At 72.3% G+C, this 20,811-nt stretch carries 16 protein-coding genes; 9 read left to right on the top strand and 7 right to left on the bottom strand.

Going from position 1 to position 20,811, the window contains the following annotated elements:
• Positions 1 to 76: 76 nt before the first annotated feature.
• Positions 77 to 2,110 carry a phosphocholine-specific phospholipase C gene (locus tag BIV23_RS36670; protein WP_071385290.1) on the top strand — a complete coding sequence of 678 codons (2,034 nt, stop codon included), beginning with the start codon at positions 77 to 79 and terminating at the stop codon, positions 2,108 to 2,110.
• Here BIV23_RS36670 and BIV23_RS36665 read toward each other — a convergent pair.
• Both BIV23_RS36665 and BIV23_RS36660 read right to left on the bottom strand, forming a co-directional pair.
• A complete protein-coding gene (locus BIV23_RS36665; RefSeq protein ID WP_079173635.1) occupies positions 2,100 to 3,134 on the bottom strand; it encodes a Gfo/Idh/MocA family protein in 1,035 nt (344 codons plus the stop codon). The genes BIV23_RS36670 and BIV23_RS36665 overlap by 11 nt on opposite strands.
• 71 nt (positions 3,135 to 3,205) lie before the next feature.
• Positions 3,206 to 4,300, bottom strand: coding sequence for a baeRF3 domain-containing protein (locus BIV23_RS36660; protein ID WP_071385289.1), 1,095 nt, complete (start codon positions 4,298 to 4,300; stop codon positions 3,206 to 3,208).
• A gap of 415 nt (positions 4,301 to 4,715) precedes the next feature.
• Between BIV23_RS36660 and BIV23_RS49900 the strand changes: the two genes are divergently transcribed.
• Positions 4,716 to 4,916, top strand: coding sequence for a hypothetical protein (locus BIV23_RS49900; RefSeq protein WP_143079186.1), 201 nt, complete (start codon positions 4,716 to 4,718; stop codon positions 4,914 to 4,916).
• 428 nt (positions 4,917 to 5,344) lie between these two features.
• On the top strand, positions 5,345 to 7,186 hold the full coding sequence (gene asnB / locus BIV23_RS36650; RefSeq protein WP_071385287.1) for an asparagine synthase (glutamine-hydrolyzing): 1,842 nt from the start codon (positions 5,345 to 5,347) through the stop codon (positions 7,184 to 7,186).
• On the opposite strand, the gene BIV23_RS36645 is transcribed toward asnB, so the two are convergent.
• Together BIV23_RS36645 and BIV23_RS36640 are read right to left on the bottom strand one after the other, a co-directional pair.
• Positions 7,179 to 7,484 (bottom strand): hypothetical protein, encoded by a 306-nt coding sequence (locus BIV23_RS36645; RefSeq protein WP_245790825.1) that lies wholly within the window; start codon positions 7,482 to 7,484, stop codon positions 7,179 to 7,181. The genes asnB and BIV23_RS36645 overlap by 8 nt on opposite strands.
• Positions 7,485 to 7,767: 283 nt before the next feature.
• Positions 7,768 to 9,402, bottom strand: coding sequence for an alpha/beta hydrolase (locus tag BIV23_RS36640; protein WP_071385286.1), 1,635 nt, complete (start codon positions 9,400 to 9,402; stop codon positions 7,768 to 7,770).
• Between the two features lie 308 nt (positions 9,403 to 9,710).
• Between BIV23_RS36640 and BIV23_RS36635 the strand changes: the two genes are divergently transcribed.
• The 3 genes from BIV23_RS36635 (at position 9,711) to BIV23_RS36625 (ending at position 11,785) form a co-directional block, all read left to right on the top strand.
• Positions 9,711 to 10,349: a chaplin gene (locus BIV23_RS36635; protein WP_071385285.1), complete on the top strand. Its 639-nt coding sequence runs from the start codon at positions 9,711 to 9,713 to the stop codon at positions 10,347 to 10,349.
• 75 nt (positions 10,350 to 10,424) lie between these two features.
• Positions 10,425 to 10,934 carry a hypothetical protein gene (locus BIV23_RS36630; protein WP_245790824.1) on the top strand — a complete coding sequence of 170 codons (510 nt, stop codon included), beginning with the start codon at positions 10,425 to 10,427 and terminating at the stop codon, positions 10,932 to 10,934.
• Entirely contained in the window at positions 10,931 to 11,785 is an 855-nt protein-coding gene (locus tag BIV23_RS36625; RefSeq protein ID WP_071385283.1) for a GNAT family N-acetyltransferase, read from the top strand. Before BIV23_RS36630 ends, BIV23_RS36625 begins: the two co-directional genes overlap by 4 nt.
• Positions 11,786 to 11,797: 12 nt before the next feature.
• Here the strand turns inward: BIV23_RS36625 and BIV23_RS36620 are convergent, their stop codons facing one another.
• A complete protein-coding gene (locus BIV23_RS36620) occupies positions 11,798 to 12,274 on the bottom strand; it encodes a nucleoside deaminase (RefSeq protein ID WP_071385282.1) in 477 nt (158 codons plus the stop codon).
• Positions 12,275 to 12,444: 170 nt separating this feature from the next.
• Between BIV23_RS36620 and BIV23_RS36615 the strand changes: the two genes are divergently transcribed.
• Positions 12,445 to 13,221 carry a GNAT family N-acetyltransferase gene (locus tag BIV23_RS36615; RefSeq protein WP_071385281.1) on the top strand — a complete coding sequence of 259 codons (777 nt, stop codon included), beginning with the start codon at positions 12,445 to 12,447 and terminating at the stop codon, positions 13,219 to 13,221.
• A 187-nt stretch (positions 13,222 to 13,408) separates the two neighbouring features.
• Positions 13,409 to 14,875 (top strand): M6 family metallopeptidase, encoded by a 1,467-nt coding sequence (locus BIV23_RS36610; RefSeq protein WP_071385280.1) that lies wholly within the window; start codon positions 13,409 to 13,411, stop codon positions 14,873 to 14,875.
• A gap of 64 nt (positions 14,876 to 14,939) precedes the next feature.
• Here the strand turns inward: BIV23_RS36610 and BIV23_RS36605 are convergent, their stop codons facing one another.
• On the bottom strand, positions 14,940 to 17,660 hold the full coding sequence (locus tag BIV23_RS36605; RefSeq protein WP_071385279.1) for a glycoside hydrolase family 2 protein: 2,721 nt from the start codon (positions 17,658 to 17,660) through the stop codon (positions 14,940 to 14,942).
• Positions 17,661 to 17,985: 325 nt separating this feature from the next.
• Positions 17,986 to 19,173, bottom strand: coding sequence for an ROK family transcriptional regulator (locus tag BIV23_RS36600; protein ID WP_071385278.1), 1,188 nt, complete (start codon positions 19,171 to 19,173; stop codon positions 17,986 to 17,988).
• Positions 19,174 to 19,311: 138 nt separating this feature from the next.
• Here BIV23_RS36600 and BIV23_RS36595 point away from each other — a divergent pair, with 138 nt between their 5' ends.
• Complete coding sequence (locus tag BIV23_RS36595; protein WP_079173634.1) at positions 19,312 to 20,760, top strand: APC family permease; 1,449 nt, start codon at positions 19,312 to 19,314, stop codon at positions 20,758 to 20,760.
• Positions 20,761 to 20,811 lie beyond the last annotated feature (51 nt).

The following is a 20,811-nucleotide window of genomic DNA, read 5'->3' as shown; positions in this document are numbered from 1 at the left end:
TGGACCCTGACGATCACCCCGTGCACCCTGTCGCGCGGTGTGCCGCACGGGCGCACCGGTGACGAGGACGGGGCGAATGACACCGATCAGCCGCAGAGGCTTCGTGGGACTGGGCGCGTCCGTCGCGGCGGGTGTGGCGCTGGGCGCCGGCACCACCCGTACGGCGTCGGCGTCGGCCGCAGCGGCCACGGCGACGGGCACGATCAAGGACGTACAGCACGTGGTGATCCTCATGCAGGAGAACCGCAGCTTCGACCACTACTTCGGCCGTCTGAAGGGCGTGCGCGGGTTCGACGACCGCAGCGGCATCATCCTCGGCGGTGGATACCCGGTCTTCAACCAGCCGAACGGACTGGGCCGGCAATACCCGTGGAAGCTGAGCGCGACCCCGTCGGCCGGCGGCAAGGACGGCGAGACCCTGGCGCAGTGCAACGGCGACCTGCCGCACTCGTGGTCCTCGCAGCACTCCGCCTGGAACAAGGGCCGGATGGACAACTGGGTCGCGGGCGTCGGCAACGTCCGCTCGCTCGGCTACCTGGACCGCTCCGACATCCCGTTCCACTACGCGCTCGCGGACAACTACACCGTCTGCGACGCCTACTTCTGCTCCACCCTCAGCGCCACCGGCCCCAACCGCACCTTCCTGTGGAGCGGCAAGGTGGACTCCTCCTCCTACGACGGCGGCGACGAGTCCGGCCTGACCTGGCAGACCTACGCCGAGGCGCTCCAGGCCGCCGGGGTGTCCTGGAAGGTCTACCAGAACGCGGCCGACAACTATGGGGACAACGGCTGCGCCTACTTCAAGAACTTCGCGGACGCCAAGGCCGGCGACCCGCTGTACGACCGGGGCATGTCCTCGGTGCCGAGCGTGACGGGCTCGACCCCGGACGACATCGCCGCCGCGATCAAGGCCGACGTCGTCGCGGGCACCCTCCCCCAGGTGTCCTGGGTGGTCGCCAACCAGGCCTTCTCCGAGCACCCCTACGCCCCGCCCGGCGACGGCGCCCACTTCGTGAGCATGGTCTACCAGGCCCTCGCCGCCGACCCGGACGTGTTCGACTCGACCGTCCTGTTCCTCAACTACGACGAGAACGACGGCTACTTCGACCACGTGCCCCCGCCGGTGCCGCCCGCCGGCACGGCCGGGGAGTTCCTGAACGGCGTGCCCTACGGCTTCGGGTTCCGCGTCCCGATGATCGTCATCTCGCCCTGGACGCGCGGCGGCTGGGTCTCCTCGGAGGTCTTCGAGCACACCTCGGTGCTGCGCTTCCTGGAGACCTGGACGACCGCGCTCGGCACGCCCGTGCGGTGCGCCAACATCAGCGACTGGCGGCGCGCGGTCAGCGGCGACCTCACCGGTGTCTTCGACTTCGCCAACCCGGTCCACGGAGCGGTCACGCTGCCCGCGACCAGCGTCATCGGCATCAACACCTGCGGCCCGCTGCCCAATCCGGTGCCCACGGACAACGCCCTGCCCGCCCAGGAGCCCGGCACCCGGCCCGCCCGCGCGCTGCCGTACCAGCCGAACGGCTACCTGGACCACCTGGAGTTCGACGCGGCCGGCAAGACCCTCGCCTGGTTCACCATGACCAACCAGGGCACCCCGGCCTCCCGCGCCGCCCACTTCTCCATCCACCCGAACGCCTACCGCGACACCACGCCGTACCCGTACACGGTCGACGCGGGCGGCACCGCCTCCGACTTCTTCAACATCGGGACCGGCTTCGGGGGCGGACAGTACGACCTGACCATGGTCGGCCCCAACCGCTTCCTGCGCCGCTTCCAGGGGGACGCCACGAAGGCGGGCAAGTCGGCCGAGGTGCGCGCCCGTTACGCCGTCGAGCCCGGCACCGGCAAGCTCGCGCTCTACATCGGGATGACCAACTCCGGGTCGTCGTCGGTGAGGTTCACCATCACCTCGAACCACTACCGCGGCGACGGCCCCTGGACCTACACCGTCGCCGCCGGCGCCTCGACGGAGGACTTCTTCAACGCCGTCGCGTACCAGAACGGCTGGTACGACTTCACGGTGACCGTGGACTCCGACGGGACCTGGTCGCGCCGGCTCACCGGGCACCTGGAGACGGGCGCCGCGAGCGTCAGCGGCTGACCTCGGCGCGGGTGGCGTACAGGTCCGGGCGCGGGGCGAGGGCGACGGCCACCCGGCCGCCGTGCTCCAGCGCCCGGACCCCCGCCTCGGCGACGGCGGAGGCCGCGTAGCCGTCCCAGGCGCTCGCGCCGGTGACCTCGCCGCGCCGGGTGGCGTCGACCCATGCCTGCACCTCGCGGTCGTAGGCGGCGGCGAAGCGCACGAGGTAGTCCTGCGCCACCTCCTCGCGGGCGGCGCCGCCGGTGGTGACCACCAGGGTGTGCTCGGCGCCGATCCGGGCGCTGCCCCGCTCGCACACGGCCTCGCAGCGCACCTGGTAGCCGAAGCCGCAGTTCACGAAGACCTCGACGTCCACCAGCGCGCCGCGGTCGGTCTCGAACAGCACGAACTGCGGGTCGAGCAGGCCGGCCGGGGCGCCCGAGGAGGGCGTGGGCCGCAGCACGGTCACCGCCGTCAGCTCCTGCCCGAGCAGCCAGCGGGCCGCGTCGATCTCGTGCGAGACCGAGCTGTTCACCAGCATCGCGCTGGTGAATCCGGGCGGCGAGGAGACATTGCGGTGGGTGCAGTGCAGCATCAGCGGCCGGCCGAGGCTGCCGCCGTCCAGCAGCGCCTTCAGCCGCCGGTACTCGGCGTCGTGGCGGCGCATGAAGCCGATCTGCGTCAGCCGGCGGCCCAGCCGGGCCTCGGCCTCCACGATCCGCAGCGCGCCGCCGGAGTCCGGGACCATGGGCTTCTCGCACAGCACCGGCAGGCCCCGGGCGAACGCGGCGAGCAGCGCCTCCTCGTGCGCCGGGCCGGGGGAGGCGATGAGCACGGCGGCGACACCGGGCGCGCCGAGCGCGGCCTCCGTGTCCGTGTGCACGCTCACTCCGGCGAGGCCGGCCACCGCCTCCTTCGCCCGCTCGACGTCCGGGTCGGCCACGGCCGCGACCCTGGCGCCACTCACCACTTGATCGAGCCGTCGTATGTGATCGGCCCCCATGTGCCCCGCACCCAGTACCGCCACACCCAGCAGGTCACCCATGCGCGCGCTCCCTTACGCCGACGATCTCGCCGAAGCGTACGCCGCGCAGGGAGCGCCGCCGGGGGAGTGGTTCAGTACCGCAGCACGCCCGCGATCCCGTCGGCCTCGCCCAGGGCGCCGTCGGGTACGAAGCGGACATCGGCGCCGGTCTCCAGGCACTGCTCGACGATCTCGTCGACGATGTCCTCGCGGGCCTCCAGGTCGCCGGGCCTGGCCGGAACCAGATGGTCGCCGAGGTCGTTGACGGTCGCCCGGAAGTTCTCCTCGACGGCGAGCAGCCGTACCCGGCCCTCGCGGGCGCTCTGCCACAGCTCGTCCAGACCGGCCGCGTAGGTCTTGTGACCGTGTGCGGCGGTCAGCTCGCCCATGACGGACGTGGTGTCCTTGCGGGCCTCGGCCTCCAGCACCGGCCGCAGCGCCTGCCACACGGACTCGGGCCCGGCGTGCGCGAGGCCGCCGTGCGGGACCTGCACGGCGTTCCTGGCCACGCTGCCGGCCTCGTCCAGCAGGGACAGTGCCGCCTGCTCACCGGTGACGTACAGCGGCCGGGGCTGCTCGCGCAGGAGCGCGGCCATGGCGGTGTCCGCCTCGCGCAGGAACTTGCGGGTGCTCTCGTCGCGGTAGGCGCTCGGCGTGTCGCCGATCTGCTCCTGGCGCTCGGGGTCGAAGTTCGGCTCCCGGCGTTCCAGCGGGAAGCCCCCGGACTCGTCGGCCACCACACGGTCCTCACCGCCGCTCCAGAGGGTGACGCGGTCCGCCGAGACCGACAGCACCCAGAACGGCCGCTCGGCCGCGTGCGCGGCGACCAGGTTGCGGGTGAGGAAGGTGTCCGAGAGCACCACCCGCTCGGGGACGGTGCGGGCCAGGGACCACACCTGGTGCTCGCCCGGGGCGGCGAAGATCACCAGGCCGTCCTCGGCGTGCGCGAGGTCGACCTCGGACAGGGCCCGGTCGAGCTGGGCCTCGACGTCGTTGCGTCGTTCACGGGTGACGGCGGGGTCGGCCTCCAGGCGTTTGCGTGCCTCGGTGAGGACGTTGCGCAGCCGGACGGGGTCCTGCCCGTTCTCCGGTTCGCGGCGGTGTGTCGGGGTCAGCACGGACACCGCCGGGTAGGGACGCGGGCGCCGCAGTTCGGCCAGGGTCGCGGGACTCAGTGCGTGCTCCATGACAGCACGATAGGGCCGATTCACGTACGGGGCATTCGGGGCAAGCTGGCAGGGACAAGGGGTATTCCCCGAGCCTGGCGACGTCGTGTCGTCGTCGACCGCGGAGAGGCCGCGGCGGCACACGACCCGGCTGCGCCCCGCCCGTTCCGGCAGGTGGTGCGTACCCGGCGGTGATCAGCCGGGACCCGGCCGCGCCGCCCGGGGCGCGGGCTGCGCGCCGTCGGACGCGTGGCCGGGCCCTCCGCGGGGCGGGCGATCCGTGCTGCCGGAGCACTTCCTCCCGGATGCCGGGTTCGAACGCCGACCGGCCGTCGCCGACGGCCGCGTGCGTGGCGCGCCGCTGTCGGCATCGGCTCATGTCCGAGCCCCGGCCGGCACCTGTTCGCCCCGCTCGGTCCGCGGTCGCGGACCCGAGGTGCCGGCCGCCGGCGTCGCCACGGCGTGGCTCGGTGCGCTGTACGCGGTACGCGAGCGGCTGGGATCATCCCGGGACCTCGCCGGTGACCTGGGCCTGCGCGAGTCCGGCGGCAGCGCGCTCCGCACCGGCTCACCGCCGCCGGTCTGCTCGACAGGCGTGCCCACTCCGGTGGACTCCGCGCCGTGGTGCCGGAGTTGACCGGGCCGCTGCCGCGGCGTCGGCCGCCGCCGGGCCGGAGGCCGACCGCTTCGACGCAGGTCCGCGCGCCGCGCTCGGCGAGGACGGCTCCGGCCGGGCGGCCGGGGCGTTGCGGGCGCTCACCCGCCGGGATCTCCCGCCGTGCCGCGACGCCGCAATCATGGTGAAGTTTTTGCTCGTGGCCGGTTCGTGGCGGCCGTGGCCCGGCAGGACCGGCTCCACCGGATTTCGCGCGAGCAAAAAGCGGCCGAAACGATGGGGTGAGGGGGTCGCCCACGTTACGCCCACATTGACTGCCTCGGGCAACTGACGGACGCTCGACATGTAGGTGCTCGATACAACTGGTTCTTCGACCGGAATCCGGCTCTCGTAAAGACAGTGCAGGTGAGCGCGGTGATCTGGTGCGAACCGGAGGCAGGAGGTAGCACATGTGCGGCATCACCGGATGGGTCTCCTTCGATCGTGATCTGGCCACCGAGGCCACCACATTGGATGCAATGACCGAGACGATGGCCTGCCGGGGCCCGGACGACCGCGGCACCTGGACCGAGGGCCCGGCCGCCCTGGGCCACCGCCGTCTTGCGATCATCGACCTTCCCGGCGGCCGGCAGCCCATGTCCCTGTCGACCCCCCAGGGGAACCTCGCCATGGTCTACTCGGGGGAGGCCTACAACTTCACCGAGCTGCGCCGCGAACTCGAAGGCCGCGGGCACCGGTTCACCACCGACTCCGACACCGAGGTCGTCCTGCACGGCTACCTCGAATGGGGCGACCAGGTCGCCGAACGCCTCAACGGCATGTACGCGTTCGCCGTCTGGGACGGTCGTCACGACAAGCTCGTGATGATCCGCGACCGCATGGGCATCAAGCCGTTCTACTACTACCCCACCGCCGACGGCGTCCTGTTCGGCTCCGAGCCCAAGGCGATCCTCGCCAACCCGCTGGCTCGCCGCCGGGTCACACTGGACGGCCTGCGCGAGCTGTTCGTCATGGTCAAGACGCCCGGACACGCGATCTGGGACGGCATGCGCGAGGTCGAACCCGGCACCGTCGTCACCGTCGACCGCACCGGCATCGGCACGCGCGTCTACTGGCGGCTGCGGACCCTCGCGCACACCGACGACCGCGCCGCCTCCATCGCCACCGTCCGCTCCCTGCTCGACGACATCGTGCGCCGCCAGCTCGTCGCCGACGTGCCGCGCTGCACCCTGCTCTCCGGCGGCCTCGACTCCTCCGCGATGACCGCGATCGCCGCCCGCCAACTCGCCGAACAGGGCGAGCAGGTACGCAGCTTCGCCGTCGACTTCGTCGGCCAGACCGACAACTTCATCGCCGACGAACTGCGCGGCACCCCCGACACCCCCTTCGTGCACGACGTGGCCCGGCTCGCGAAGACGGACCACCAGGACATCGTGCTCGACTCCCAGTCCCTCGCCGACCCCGCCGTACGCGAGCAGGTGATCCGTGCCCGCGATCTGCCGTCCGGCCTCGGCGACATGGACTCCTCGCTGCTGCTGCTCTTCCGCGCCATCCGCGAGAAGTCCACCGTCGCCCTGTCCGGCGAGTCCGCGGACGAGGTCTTCGGCGGCTACCTCCAGTTCTTCGACGAGGACGTGCGCCGCACCGACACCTTCCCCTGGCTGGTCCACTTCGGACGGCACTTCGGCGACGACAGCGACGTCCTGCGCACCGACCTGGCCAAGTCCCTCGACCTGGAGAGCTACATCGCCGACGGCTACCGTACGGCCGTCGCCACGATCGACCGGCTGGACGGCGAGAGCGACTTCGAGTACCGGATGCGGCAGATCAGCCATCTGCACCTGACCCGATTCGTGCGCATCCTGCTCGACCGCAAGGACCGGATGAGCATGGCCGTGGGCCTGGAGGTCCGGGTGCCGTTCTGCGACCACCGCCTGGTCGAGTACGTCTACAACGCGCCCTGGGCCGTGAAGTCCTTCGACGGCCGGGAGAAGAGCCTGCTGCGGGAGGCGTCCGCGGACGTCCTGCCGCGCTCGGTGTACGACCGCGTGAAGAGCCCGTACCCCTCCACCCAGGACCCGCTGTACGCCGTCGCGCTGCGCGAGCAGGTCAAGGACCTGCTCTCCCGGCCCTCGCACCCCGTCTTCGACCTGCTCGACCGGGAGCGGGTCCGGGCGGCGGCCGAGCGTGACACCCCGGTCAGCACCCAGACGGAGCGGCGCGGTCTGGAGCGCACGCTGGACTTCGCGCTGTGGCTGGACACCTACGCGCCGGAGCTGGTGCTCAGCTGAGACCGATGGCCCGGTCCGCGGCCGCCGCCGTCGGCTGCCACCACGTCGTCACCGGCTCCCACACCAGGACCCGCCTCCCGGTGCCGAACCGGCCGGCGGTGAAGGTGCGGCCCGCGTGCGCGGCCGAGGCGGCCACGGTGATGCCGTCCGTCCGGCGGGCCTCCGGGGCCGCCGGGTCACGGACGATGCGCACGTCCGCGTAGGCGCTCCCGCCCGCCGCGAGCGGGTGGTCGCCGGTGCCGCCCGCCGGCACCGGCGCAGCCGCCCCGTCCAGCTCCCCGAAGGCCGTCGTGGGCACCCGGTCGACGGCACACGCGCGCGTGCCGCGGTTGGTGGCGCCGACGCGCACCACGGCCGGCCGGCCGTGGTGCGGCCCTCGCCCGGACCGTCAGCGACGACTCGGCGGCGGGTACGGCGAGGGCCGCGCGGATGCGCATGACGGTCTCTCCCGTCGCGGTCACATGGGGGGCGCGGGGCGCGGGGTGCGGGCGGCCGGGGCGTGCCTGCCCCGGGTGACGCCCGGTGCCGGCGGAAGGTTGCACCGGATGCGCGCCGTACACCCGGTCGCGCCTCACCCGTCGTCAGTCGTCGGGGGCCGTGGTGTCGCTCCAGTCCTTCCCGTCGGCCGGGCAGGAGCTGCCGCTCGGCGGCAGGGAGCCGTACAGCAGGAAGTCGTCGACTTTCTCGTGCACGCACGTGGAGGAGGTGTACCCGGTGTGGCCGTCGCCCTTGTTGTCCAGCACCACCGCCGACGACCCCAGCCGCGCGGCCGTCTCCACGGTCCACCGGTACGGCGTCGCCGGGTCGCCGCGCGTGCCCACGAGCAGCATGTCGCCGGTGTCGACGTTCTTGACCCGGTCGCGGACGAAGTCGGTGCCCCTGGGACGGCCGTAGCACATGAGCAGCTGGGCCAGCCGGTAGCGGCCGAAGACCGGGGAGGCCTGCTCGTACCGGGCCAGCAGGTCCTTGAGGTCCGCGAGGATCCGGTTCGCGTCGGGCCGGTCGGGATCGTCCGCGCAGTTGATCGCCATCAGCGCGGCCATCAGGTTGTCCGTCGGGACGTCCTGCGGACCGACGACGCCGCCCTTCTCGTGGTGCCCGCCGGAGGCGTCCGCCGTCGCCGTGCCGGACCGCACGGACAGGCTGGAGCCGCCGGTGGCGAAGGCCAGCACGCCCCGGGTGTCGCCCTCCTGCGTCAGCGAGGCCAGCGCCCGCTCCAACGACGGCCACAGCTCCTTGCTGTAAAGGCCCTGCCCGACGGCGCCCACCAGGTCCTGTCCGGAGAGGCTGCCGCCGAGGTCCGTCGGGACCGGGTGCGCGTCGAGCGAGTGCACCAGCCGCACGATCTGCTCCCCGGCGGAGCGCCGGTCCTGGCCGAACGGGCAGGCGACGTCCGTCGTACACCAGTCCAGGAAATCGTCCAGCGCGGTCTGCTGTCCCTCGGCTCCGGCCACCCCCTGCTCGGACAGCGGCTCCGTCAGGGTGTCCACACCGTCGAGGGCGAACCGGCCGACCCTGTGCGGGAACTCCGCCGCGTAGACCGCGCCGAGCCGGGTCCCGTAGGAGAAGCCCAGGTAGTTGAGCTTCTTGTCGCCGAGGGCCTGGCGGATGACGTCCAGGTCGCGGGCGGCATCCACGGTGCCTATGTGGGCGAGCACCGGGCCGGAGTGCCGGGCGCACTCGGCGGCGGCCAGCTTCAACTGCCGCAGCAGCTCCCGGGGATGGTCGAGGCCGGCGCTGTCGTCCGGCAGGGCCGAGGCCTCGTCGGCGCCCTCGCCGCAGCTGACGGGGGAGGAGCGGCCGACGCCGCGCGGGTCGAAGGTGACCACGTCGTAGCCGTTGGTCAGATCCATGAACTCCCGTCCGTCCGAGGCGAGTTCACTGATCCCGGCACCGCCGGGGCCGCCGAAGTTCAGCAGCACCGAGCCGTGTGAGGTGCCGGTCGCCCGGTAGCGGGCCAGGGCTATGTCGAGGGTTCCCGAGCGCGGACGGGCGTAGTCGAGCGGGACGGCGACCGCGGTGCACTGGAGGTCCTTCGGCATGTCCGGGCTCCCGCAGGACGACCACGCCGGCTTCTGCCGGTAGAACCGGGACAGGTCGGGCTGCGGCCGGTCGGCGGCGGCCGCCGGCAGTCCTGCCCCGAGCAGCGCCAGGGCGAGGACTCCGGCCCCCGCGCAGCGCCGCACGGCGGCCCGTGTGGTCGGCTTGGCCTGCATCGATCGCCTCCCGGGACGCCTGTGGCGGACCGGGGGACGGCGCCCTCGGATCACCATAAGCGGGCTGCGGAGCGCCCGCCTCCGGGCGTGCGGGGAGCCCGCCGGCGCCGTACCATTCGCGGTTTATATTCCCTGTTGTTGATCATTGAGCGGCTTTACGCGCGGTTCGATAACTGTGTCGCTCGACGGGGTGAAAGACCGATAAGCCATAACTCGGATGGTTCACCTGCGTTTTACGGGGTGCGGGCGACTGCCCGCGACGATGTCTGGAAGGCAGGGAACCTATGAGACGGGCTACCCGAAACGGTGTGATCGCCCTTGTCACCGCCTCCGGAGCGATGGCCGTGGCGCTTCCGGTGTCCGCCGCCTTCGCGGCCGACAGCAGCGCCGCCGCCGGCACCGCGGCCGGCTCGCCCGGGCTGGTCTCCGGCAACGGCGTCCAGCTCCCCGTCGATCTGCCGGTGAACGTGTGCGGCAACACCGTCGACGTGGTGGGACTGCTCAACCCCGCGATGGGCAACCGCTGCGCCAACACCGGCGGCCACCCAGAGGGCCGCGCGGCCGCGTCCGGCGGAGCCGCCGCCCACGGCGCCGCCCATGACTCGCCCGGGGTGCTCTCCGGCAATGGCGTCCAGCTCCCCGTCGATCTGCCGGTGAACATCAGCGGCAACAGCGTCAACGTGGTCGGCATCGGCAACCCGGCCGTCGGCAACACCTCCGTCAACGGCTCCGTCGGCCACCCCCGCACCCCGCGGCATCCGCACACCCCGCCTCCGGCGCCGGTGCGGCACCGCACCGTCCCGCCCGCACCCGTGCCGGAGCCGTCGGTGTCCGCGCTGGCCCACACCGGCGCCGACGCGACCCTCCCCGCCGCCGTGGGCAGCGCCGCGCTCCTGCTCGGCGGTGCGGTCCTCTACCGTCGTTTCCGCCCGGGCCGCGCCCGCTGACGTCCCGGCACCCGGCGAAGGCCCCACCGGACGCCGGCCCGGTGGGGCTTGATCGGCGTGCAGTACGTTGTCCCGGTGACGGACGGCATACGCGGGCGATGGCGGGCGCTGCCGCGCCGGGCGCGGGCGGCTCTCCTGCTCTACGCCGGCGGGTTCCTGGAAGGGACCGGTGCCCACGTCGCCGACCTGGCGCGCGGCGGACCGCACGCCTACGCCGGCTTCGGCCCGCTGCCGTTGCAGGTGTTCTTCATCGCCCTGGTCGCCCTCGATCCGCTCGCCGCCGTCCTGACCCTCCGGGCACGGCCTGCCGGCGTCCGGCTCGCGGTGGCGGTGATGACGCTGGACGTCCTCGCCAACTGGTACGCCAACCGGTCCTGGGTGACGGCGCATCCCGCCGCGCTGCTGCGGCCGGTGGGGCTGCTGCCGATCACTCTCTTCGGACTGTTCGTCGTCGCGACGGCACCCGCGCTGCTGCGCGCGGTGCGCGGTTCCGCAACGGCTGATCTTGCCATGGCGCGGCTCCCGCCGATCCGGAAGGATGCGGCACGGCAGTCCGGTCCCGACGGAAATGGAGCGCACCGATGACCCCTGCGGCCCCCCACGACCTCGTCGTCACGCAGGCCACACTCGACGACTGGCCGATGATCGCCGCATGGGCGGCGGCGGAGGGCTGGAACCCCGGCGTGTCCGACGGGCCCGCGTTCTTCGCGCAGGATCCCGAAGGGTTCTTCCTCGGCCGGATCGACGGGGAGCCGGTGTCGGCCATCTCGGTCGTCAACTACGGCCAGGAGTACGCCTTCCTGGGCTGCTACCTGGTCCGCCCCGACCTGCGCGGCCACGGCCACGGCCTCACCACCTGGAAGACCGCCCTGGCGCACGCCGGGAGCCGCACCGTCGGCCTGGACGGAGTCGTCGCCCAGCAGGACAACTACCGCCAGTCCGGGTTCGAACTCGCCCACCGCACCATCCGGTTCACCGGCATCGCGCCCCAGGGCGAGGCGCCCCGGGACGTCCGCCCGGCCGGCCCCGGCGATCTCGCCGCGCTCCTCGCCTACGACAGTGTCTGCTACCCGGCCGACCGGCCCCGCTTCCTCACCGAGTGGCTCACCGGCCCCGGCCACCGGGCCTTCGTCCGCCACGACGGCGGGCGTCCGACCGGGTACGGGGTGCTCCGACCGGGCCACGACAGCCTGCGCATCGGCCCGTTGTTCGCCGACACCGCGGAGGACGCCCGGGCCCTGTTCACCGCCCTCACCGCGGAGGCCGCCGGACACGAGGTGGCCATCGACGTGCCCGAGCCGAGCCAGGCCGGTGCCGCGCTCGCCGAAGAGGCCGGATTCCGCGCCTCCTTCGAGACCGCCCGGATGTACACCGGGCCGGTCCGCGACCACGCCCGGCACCGCGTGTTCGGCGTCACCACCCTCGAACTCGGTTGATTCACGGGGCGGTTACGACCGGAATCGGCGCCGGTGGAGCTCGCGCACAGCGTCCACCAGCTCCGGCACCGGTCCCGCCACGGCCACGCCGGGCGCGACCTCCTGGACGGGCAGCGGCCGCACCGGCGCCTGCGGCGCGCCCCACTCCCCGAGCCACGTGGTGAGCTGGGCGGACGAGGCGACGTACACGATGCGGCCGAGCCCCACCCACGCATGCGCGGCCGCGCACATCGGGCAGTGCTCGCCGGAGGTGTAGACGGTGGCGCCCGCGCGCTCCTCGGCCGTCAGATGCGTGGCCGACCAGCGGGCCGGCTCGAACTCGGGATGCCGGGTGTGGTCCCCGCCGGCCACCCGGTTGCGGTCCTCGGCCAGCACTGTGCCGTCCGCCGCCACGAGCACCGACCCGAACGGCTCGTCACCGTTCTCCAGTGCCTCGCCGGCCAGCTCCACACAGCGGCGGGGATGCCGCAGCTCACTGTCCTTCACCATCGTCCACCGACCTCCTGACGGCATGATCTCCGGCGGCGCACGCTACGGCCACCGGGACCGGTCCGGCCAGCGGCTCTGCCTCCGGGGCAACAGCGCGCCACACGGCCGGACCGGGCCGTCGTACGGCTTATTCCGTTGCCCGGCCGGAGCCGACCTGTTCAGCTGGGTGCATGGATCACACAGAGGTGCTCGCGCTCTACGACCGGGACGTGCGCGAGCGGGCGCGCCCCGACGGCCCCGGCGTCCGGGTCGAACGGGCCGGCGCGGTCGTGCGGCAGATCGCCGACGCCCAGGGCTGGAACGGCGTGCTCTGGAGCGACCTGGACGAGACCGGCGCCGACCGGGCGGTCCGCGACCAGATCGCCCACTTCACCTCCCTGGGCCGCGACTTCGAGTGGAAGCTCTACGGCCACGACCGGCCGGCCGACCTGGGCGACCGGCTCACCGCCGCCGGGTTCCAGGCCGAGCCCGAGGAGACGCTGCTCGTCGCCGAGACCGCCCGGCTCGCCCTGGACGCCGAACCGCCGGCCGGTGTCCGGCTCGTGGAGGCCGTCGACGAGGCCGGGATCGCTCTCGTCGTGGACGTGCACGAGAAGGCCTTCGGTACCGACGGCACGCGGCTGCGCCACCAGCTGCTCGCGCGGCTGGCCGCCGATCCCGGTACGGTCGTCGCCGTGGCCGCGCTCGCCGGGGACGAGCCGGTCAGCGCGGGCCGCATGGAGCTGGTGCCCGGCACCGCGTTCGCCGGACTGTGGGGTGGCGGCACCGTCGAGGCCTGGCGCGGCCGGGGGCTCTACCGTGCCCTGGTCGCCCATCGCGCCCGGGTCGCCGCCGCCCACGGCTACCGGTTTCTGCAGGTCGACGCCTCCCCGATGAGCCGCCCGATCCTCCAGCGCCTCGGCTTCCACGCACTGAGCACCACCACCCCGTATCTGTACGGGAGTTGAGCGCGTCCCTGCCGTGCAGGGGCGGGGAGGCGTCCACCGGTTCATTGCCGGGACTTTCTGTTCACCGGGCTGTCATGCCATGTACCTTTCAAACAGTCCACGCGTGTAGAACCCTCAATCAGGTTCTACGCGCGCAGATTTGGCGTCCCCCACCGCCACTCCCCACCCCTCAACGGAGGTTCGCCGGATGCCTGGATCCAAGAGATCCCGCCGCAGAGTCGCCACCGCCCTGGCCGGTTTCGGGCTGCTCCTCACCGGGGCCGCCGTCCAGGTCGGCAGCGGCAGCACTCCCGCCCACGCGGCCACCACGCACCGCGTCCTGTTCGACAACGCCCACGCCGAGACGGCCGGCAACGCCGACTGGATCATCTCCACCAGCCAGCCCGACCCGCTCGGTGAGAACTCCTCCCCGTCCGCCGAGACGGACTGGACCGGCGCCCTGTCCTCCTGGGGCGTGGCGCTCCAGAAGACCGGCGACTACAGCCTGAAGACGCTGCCGAGCGGCTCCGGTCTCAGCTACGGCGGCTCGTCCTCGCTCGACCTGTCGAACTTCGACACGCTGGTCCTGCCGGAGCCCAACACGCTGTTCACGAGCGCCGAGAAGACGGCGATCATGAACTTCGTGAAGAACGGCGGCGGGCTGTTCATGATCTCCGACCACACCGGCTCGGACCGCAACAACGACGGCTACGACTCGGTCCAGATCCTCAACGACCTGATGACCAACAACAGCGTCGACTCCACCGACCCGTTCGGCTTCTCGATCGACTCGCTCAACATCAGCTCCGACCACCCGGCGGCGATCAGCGACAGCACCGACCCGGTGTTGCACGGCTCCTTCGGCACCGTCACCAAGAGCCTGATCGCCAACGGCACCACCGCCACACTCAAGCCCGCCGACAACTCCTCGGTCAAGGGCCTGCTCTACCGCACCGGTTACTCCGGCAACACCGGCGCCTTCTTCCTCACCAGCACCTTCGGCAGCGGCCGCGTCGCGTACTGGGGCGACAGCTCGCCGATCGACGACGGCACCGGCCAGCCCGGCAACACCCTGTACGACGGCTGGAACGACTCCAGCGCCACCAACGCGGCCCTCGCCCTCAACGCCACCGCCTGGCTGGCCGGTGCGGGCACCAGCGGCGGCGGAGGCGGCGGCACCGGGGGCGGCGGCACCGGCACCTGCACCGCCGGCCAGCTCCTCGGCAACAACGGCTTCGAGTCGGGCAACTCCGTCTGGAGCGCCTCCAGCGGCGTCATCACCAACTCCAGCGGTGAGGCCGCCCGTTCGGGCTCGTACTACGCCTGGCTCGACGGCAACGGCACCGCCACCACCGACACCCTCGCGCAGTCGGTGAGCGTCCCGTCCGGCTGCACCTCGGCCAAGCTCAGCTTCTACCTGCACATCGACACGGCCGAGACCACCACCAGCACCGCCTACGACACCCTCAAGGTCCAGGTGCTGAACAGCTCCGGCACGGTCCTCGGCACCCTGGCCACGTACTCGAACCTGAACGCGGCCTCCGGCTACACCCAGCGCAGCTTCGACCTCAGCGGCTACGCCGGGCAGACCGTTACCCTGAAGTTCACCGGCACCGAGGGCTCCAAGTACCAGACCTCGTTCGTCGTCGACGACACCGCGCTCGACGTCGCCTGAGCCGACAGCGGTACGGGGGCGGGCCGTTGGGGACCGCCCCCGTACCGCGTTGTTCCCTCCCCCCTCATCCCGCCGGAATCGTCTGCTCCGGCGTGTTCCAGCCGGAGACCCGCACACCCGGAGCCGAGCCGTGCAGATCGGCCGTCCGGTAGGTGGCCGTCAGCGTCACCGACTCGCCCGGCCACAGACTCACCTCGTTGTCCGACCAGCGCACCGGAAGCACCGGCCTGCCCTGCGCGTCCACGAGGTGGACGTCCGCCAGCAGGGCCGGTGTCGGCCCGCTCCCGGTGGTGCGCAGGGTGACCTTCGTGGTCGAGGTCCCGTCCGAGGCGGTCGTGGCCGCCGTCGCCGACACCGGCACCTGCGCCATCGAAGCGAGCCCCGTGAGGTCGGCGTAGCTCGTCGTCGGCGTGTAGTACCAGGTGGTGCCGGACCAGTCGAGGGTGTCGGGCCGGGTGGAGAGCCAGTACACGTTCCGGCTGACCTCCCTGCCGGCGGCGTCCGTCAGGTCCAGGCGGAGCAGGTACGTCCGCGCCAGTCCGCTCACCGAGGCCGGGAGCGTCAGCGGGGTCGTGTGGGCGCCGTCGCCGTTCACCGAGACGTCGCGCACCGACGCGGCGTACCTCCGGGTGCCGTCGGGGTCGAAGAGGGCGGCCCGTGCGGTGAGTCCGTGCGCGGCGTCGTGCCGGTTGTTCACGACGGCGACCTGGCGGTTGTCGTAGCCGTACTGGATGTGCAGCGGCTCGTTCGCCTTCTTCGCGCCGAAGTAGGCGCCGCCCTGGTCGAGACAGCGATCCGTCAACTGCCAGTGCAGGGACGTCCAGCCACTGTTGAACATCCAGTGGATCACCCCGGTCGCGGGCTTCGAGAAGTCCGTCGCATTGCGCTCGTACGCCTCGAACTGGGCGCGGACGTCCTCGTACTGGGCCAGCTGGGCCTTGCGGACGTAGTCGGCGAGGCTCTTCGGGGCGCCGTAGCGGCCGGTGAGGGCGTTGTCGTAGATCTTCAGCGTGCCGAAGACGGGGGACGGCGAGCGGTGGTACTGCTTGGCGCCCGGATCCTGCCAGAGGGTGTCGAGCTCGGCCGGGGTGAGCATGCGGCGCAGGGTGTCGAGGGTGGGGATGCTCGGGCCCGCGCTGGTCTCGGAGTTGAAGCCGGTGGCCCCGCCCTCGCGCTTGGCGTACCAGTAGCCGGGCGGCACCCAGTCGTACGGCCCGGTCATCTTCAGGCCCGAACGGCCCAGCTGCGGCGAGGAGTTGTCCGAGGCGGCGGCGACGACGGGGTCCGGCCAGTCGGCCGCCTTCAGGGCGTCCAGATAGGTCTTCTCGATCCTCGCGTCGGGTGCGAAGTCGCTGCCGATCAGGAAGGAGATCACGCTGGGGTGGTCGCGCAGCCGGGCGGCCTCTGCGGCCATGGACGCCCTCGCCACCGGGTAGTCGGCCTCGGTCCACGGCTCCCCGGGCTCGGCGGAGCCGTTGACGTTGCCCTCCCACTTGTCGCAGCACTCCCAGCCCGGGAGGGTGAGCACGCCGTAGCGGTCGGCCAGGTCGAAGAACTCGTCCGGTTCCAGGTGCCCTTCGAGGCGGATGGTGTTCAGGCCGAGGTCGACGGCGTACTTCAGCCGGTCCTCGACGTAGCGGCTGTCCCAGCGCAGGAACTCGTCGGGCGACCAGCCGCCGCCCTTGATCAGCAGCGGGCGGCCGTTGATCCGGTACCGGCGGGCGCCGTCGGAGTTCAGCGGTGCCCGGACGTCGCGGATGCCGAAGCTCTGGTGCACGGTGTCCGACGTCGTACCGGCGACGGACGCGGTGAGGCCGAGGGCGTACAGCGGCTGCCCGCCCATTCCGGCCGGCCACCACACCTTCGGCGTGGTCAGGTGCAGGCCCGGGGTGTCGGCGGGGGAGAAGGTGACGGTCTTCGTCTCGTGCGCGGCGAGCGGGACCCGGCGGGTGAAGGTGGTCGTGCCGAGGGTGCCGGTGACGTCGGCCGTGACCGGGGCGCCGGTGTCGTTGCGGGCCCGTGCCGTCACCGTCAGGTCGGCGGTGGCCAGCGACGGCACGGCCAGCCTGGTGTCCACGTGTGCGTCGCGCAGCGCGACCGGGCCGCCCCTGCGCACCAGGACGTCCCGGACGATCCCCATGTTCCGGTCGGGCGGTGGCTGGAGCCAGTCGATCCAGCCCGTCGTGAGGTCCCTGGCCGGGTCGTTGGGCCGGATGCGGAAGGCGACCGTGTTGGTGCCGGACTTCACCAGCGAGGTGACGTCCAGTTCGTGGTGCGTGTAGGCACCGGTGACGTCCTCGGCGCTCGCGACCCGGTGGCCGTCCACGTACACGTCGGCCGCCGAGACGACTCCGCTGAAGTCGAGATAGGTGCGCCGGGTGGTGTCCTGGACGGTGAAGTCGGCGCGGTACCACCAGGGGACCTGGAAGTCGGCTGTCGGGATCTTCTGCTGGTTGGTGGAGAAGAACGGGTCGGCGTAGACGCCGTCGGCGAGCAGCGCGGCCAGCACCGTGGAGCGGGGGCCCGCCGGATACCAGCCCGTCGCCGGATAGCCGGGGGAGGAGACCGCGGCGGCGGAGTCGGTCACCTTCGCCGAGGACTGGATGGCGCAGCCGGTGAGCGCGGTGCCGGTGCCGGCCGCCGAGGCGATGCGCGTGACCGGGCCCGGTGGCGGCTGCTGCCGGGCGCCGGCCCAGGCGCCGCTCGTCGGCGAGCCGCCGAGCAGGCCGAGGACCAGCGCGGTGACGGCGTACCGGCGTGCCGAGGGGACAGGGCGAGGGAACACGGCGGTCTCCAGGGCTCGTAAAGTTAGGAAACTTTACTAACTTGGCTCACGCTAGGGCGCCGCACGGGGTGTGTCAATGACCGTGGCCGGAGCGGGACTTCGACCGGTCGGCCGGTCGGATGACTGGTGCCGCGGCAGGCAACGTCGGCCCGTCGAGGAGCGGCGTCCGGTGCGTGCTCTGGGGTCCCCCCGGCCGAAGGCTGGGGGAGTGCCGGCCGGAAGCCCTCGTACTGGACGTACTCGGGCTTTCGGCCGGTGGGGCGGGTGGGGGCACCCCCGGCCGAAGGCTGGGGGAGCGTGCAGGGCGTCGCGACGGGGCGAGCGTCTAGGGGGTGCCGGTCGCCCTGCGCTCGAACACCAGGTCCCGGGCCGTGTCCAGCGCTGTGGCCACCGCGCCCAGCAGCACCGCGTCCTCGCCGAGCCGGCTCGGGGCGATGCGCGGGCGCAGCGGGGTGAGGCCGCGCACCTGCTCCTGGACCGGCCGCAGCAGCAGGTCGACGCTGTGACCGACCCCGCCACCGAGCACCACCAGGTCCGGGTCGAGCACGGCGGCGGCCGCCGCCACGGTGTGCGCGATCCGCTCGGCCTCCAGCTCCACCGCCTTCCCGGCCGCCGGATTGCCCTGCCGGGCCGCGTCGAAGACGGCCTTCGCCGTGAGCTGCCCGCTCATCCCGAACTGCCGGGCGGCCTCCACCACGGCCACCCCGGACACCGCGTCCTCCAGCCGCTCCGGCTTGTGCCGGCCCGGCCAGGGCAGGAACCCGATCTCGCCGGCCAGTCCGCGCGCCCCCGTGAACAGCCGCCCCTCGCTGACCACGCCCATGCCGAGGCCGGTGCCGATGAGGATGTACGCGAACAGCCGGCTGCCGGTGCCGACACCGTACGTGTACTCGCCGAGCGCGGCGAGGTTGGCGTCGTTGTGCACCTCCAGCGGCACGCCCAGTTCCTCGCGCATCCGGTCGACGAGCCCCGCGCGGCCCCAGCCCGGCAGATGCATCGCGTACCGCACGCGCCGCTGCCTCTCGTCGTAGACGCCCGGCGTGCCGACCACCCCGTGCACCACCTCGGCCGGATTCACCCCGGAGCCCGCGATCGCCTGGCGGGCGGTGCCCACGACCAGGTCGGCCAGCGCGCCGGAGGTGCGGGCGCGGTTGCGTACGTCGCAGCGGGCGACGACCGTGCCGTCCAGATCGGCGACCGCCACCCGCAGCCAGCCCCGGCCGATGTCGATGCCGAGCGCGTGCCCTGCGGCGGGATCGGGAGCGTAGAGCACGGCGGTGCGGCCGCGCTCCGGGGCGTGGGTGCCGACCTCGTGCACCAGGCCGGCGTCGGCGAGCGACGCCAGCGCACTGGAGACCGTCGGCTTCGACAGGCCGGTCTCGCGGGCCAGTTGGGCGCGCGAGGCGGCGCCCTGGGCGCGCAGCCGGTCCAGCAGCAGCCGCTCGTTGGTGCTGCGCAGCCGTCGGCGGTTCCAGGGCTGTTCCTGCTGCTCCACGACATCGCTCCCGGCCATCGCACCATTCTCGTGCATTCTTCACGCCTACTTGACGCAGCTAGTAAGGCTCCTTAACTTTATCGCCCAGTCAGCCCGGCCCGGGCGGAGTCGTCGCGCAGATACGCGGGCCGCGCGCCCGTCGCGTCAGGAGTCCCCATGTCCGGTAGCCCGCCGCCCCCGGGCGGTTTCGTCCGCCGTGTCGGCCTGTTCCAGGCCACGGCCATCAACATGAGCCAGATGTGCGGCATCGGCCCGTTCGTGACGATCCCGCTCATGGTCGCCGCGTTCGGCGGACCGCAGGCGGTCATCGGCTTCGTGGCGGGCGCGGTCCTCGCGCTGTGCGACGGACTGGTCTGGGCGGAGCTGGGCGCCTCGATGCCCGGCTCCGGCGGGAGTTACGTCTATCTGCGCCAGGCCTTCCAGTACCGCACCGGACGGCTGATGCCGTTCTTGTTCGTGTGGACGGCGATGCTCTTCATCCCGCTGATCATGTCGACCGGTGTGGTCGGTTTCGTGCAGTACCTGGGCTATCTGGACCCCGGCCTCGGGCAGACGGCGGGCGATCTGATCGGTCTCGGCGTGATCGTCCTGGTCGTGCTGCTCCTGTGGCGCGGTATCGAACACATCGCCCGGATCACCGCGGTCATGTGGACCGTGATGATCGCCTCGGTCGTCCTGGTGATCGTCGCCGCGGCCGGCGACTTCAGCCCGCACCGGGCCTTCACCTACCCGTCCGGCGCCTTCGACCTGACGAGCAACCACTTCTGGCTCGGCTTCGCCGCGGGCCTGACCATCGGCATCTACGACTACCTGGGCTACAACACCACCGCGTACATGGGCGCCGAGATCAAGGACCCGGGCCGGAACCTCCCGCGCTCCATCCTCTTCTCCATCCTCGGCATCATGGCGATCTATCTGCTGCTCCAGATCGGCACACTCGGGGTGATCGACTGGCACCGGATGACCGACCCGCACGACATCGCCTCGACGTCGGTGGCCTCGGCGGTGCTGGAGGAGACCTGGGGCAAGGGCGCCGCCGACGTGGTGACCGTGCTGATCCTCGTCACCGCCTTCGCCTCGGTCTTCACCGGCCTGCTCGGCGGTTCCCGCGTCCCCTACGACGCCGCCCGCGACCGCGTCTTCTTCCGCCCCTACGAGCGGCTGCACCCCCGGCACCGCTTCCCGATGCTGGGCCTGGCCACCATGGGTGTGATCACCGCCGTCGGCTTTCTGATCGGGCGGCACACCGACCTTGCGACCCTGATCCAGTTGCTCACCACGGTCATGGTGATCGTCCAGGCGCTCGCCCAGATCATCGCGCTGACCGTTGTGCGCAGACGGCAGCCGGACCTGCGTCGCCCGTACCGGATGTGGCTCTACCCGCTGCCGAGCATCGTCGCGTTCGTCGGCTGGTGCGTGATCTACGGCTATGCCGACAAGAACTCCCCGGGCCGCCACCCCATCGAGTGGTCACTGGCCTGGCTGGCCCTCGGCTGCGTCGCCTTCGTCGTGTGGGCCCGGCTGGAGAGGGTGTGGCCGTTCGGCGCGAAGGAGGTCACCGAGGAGTACAAGGTCCTCGAACCGAGCTCGGCCGACCCGAGTTGAGTGGCACAACACCCTTGGGACGGGCTAGAGTTGCACCAGTCTTAGTGAGCC

Source organism: Streptomyces monashensis (genome assembly GCF_001866665.1).
In the GTDB taxonomy this organism is placed as follows: Bacteria; Actinomycetota; Actinomycetes; order Streptomycetales; family Streptomycetaceae; genus Streptomyces; species Streptomyces monashensis.
This window is presented reverse-complemented; position numbering and strand designations above follow the sequence as displayed.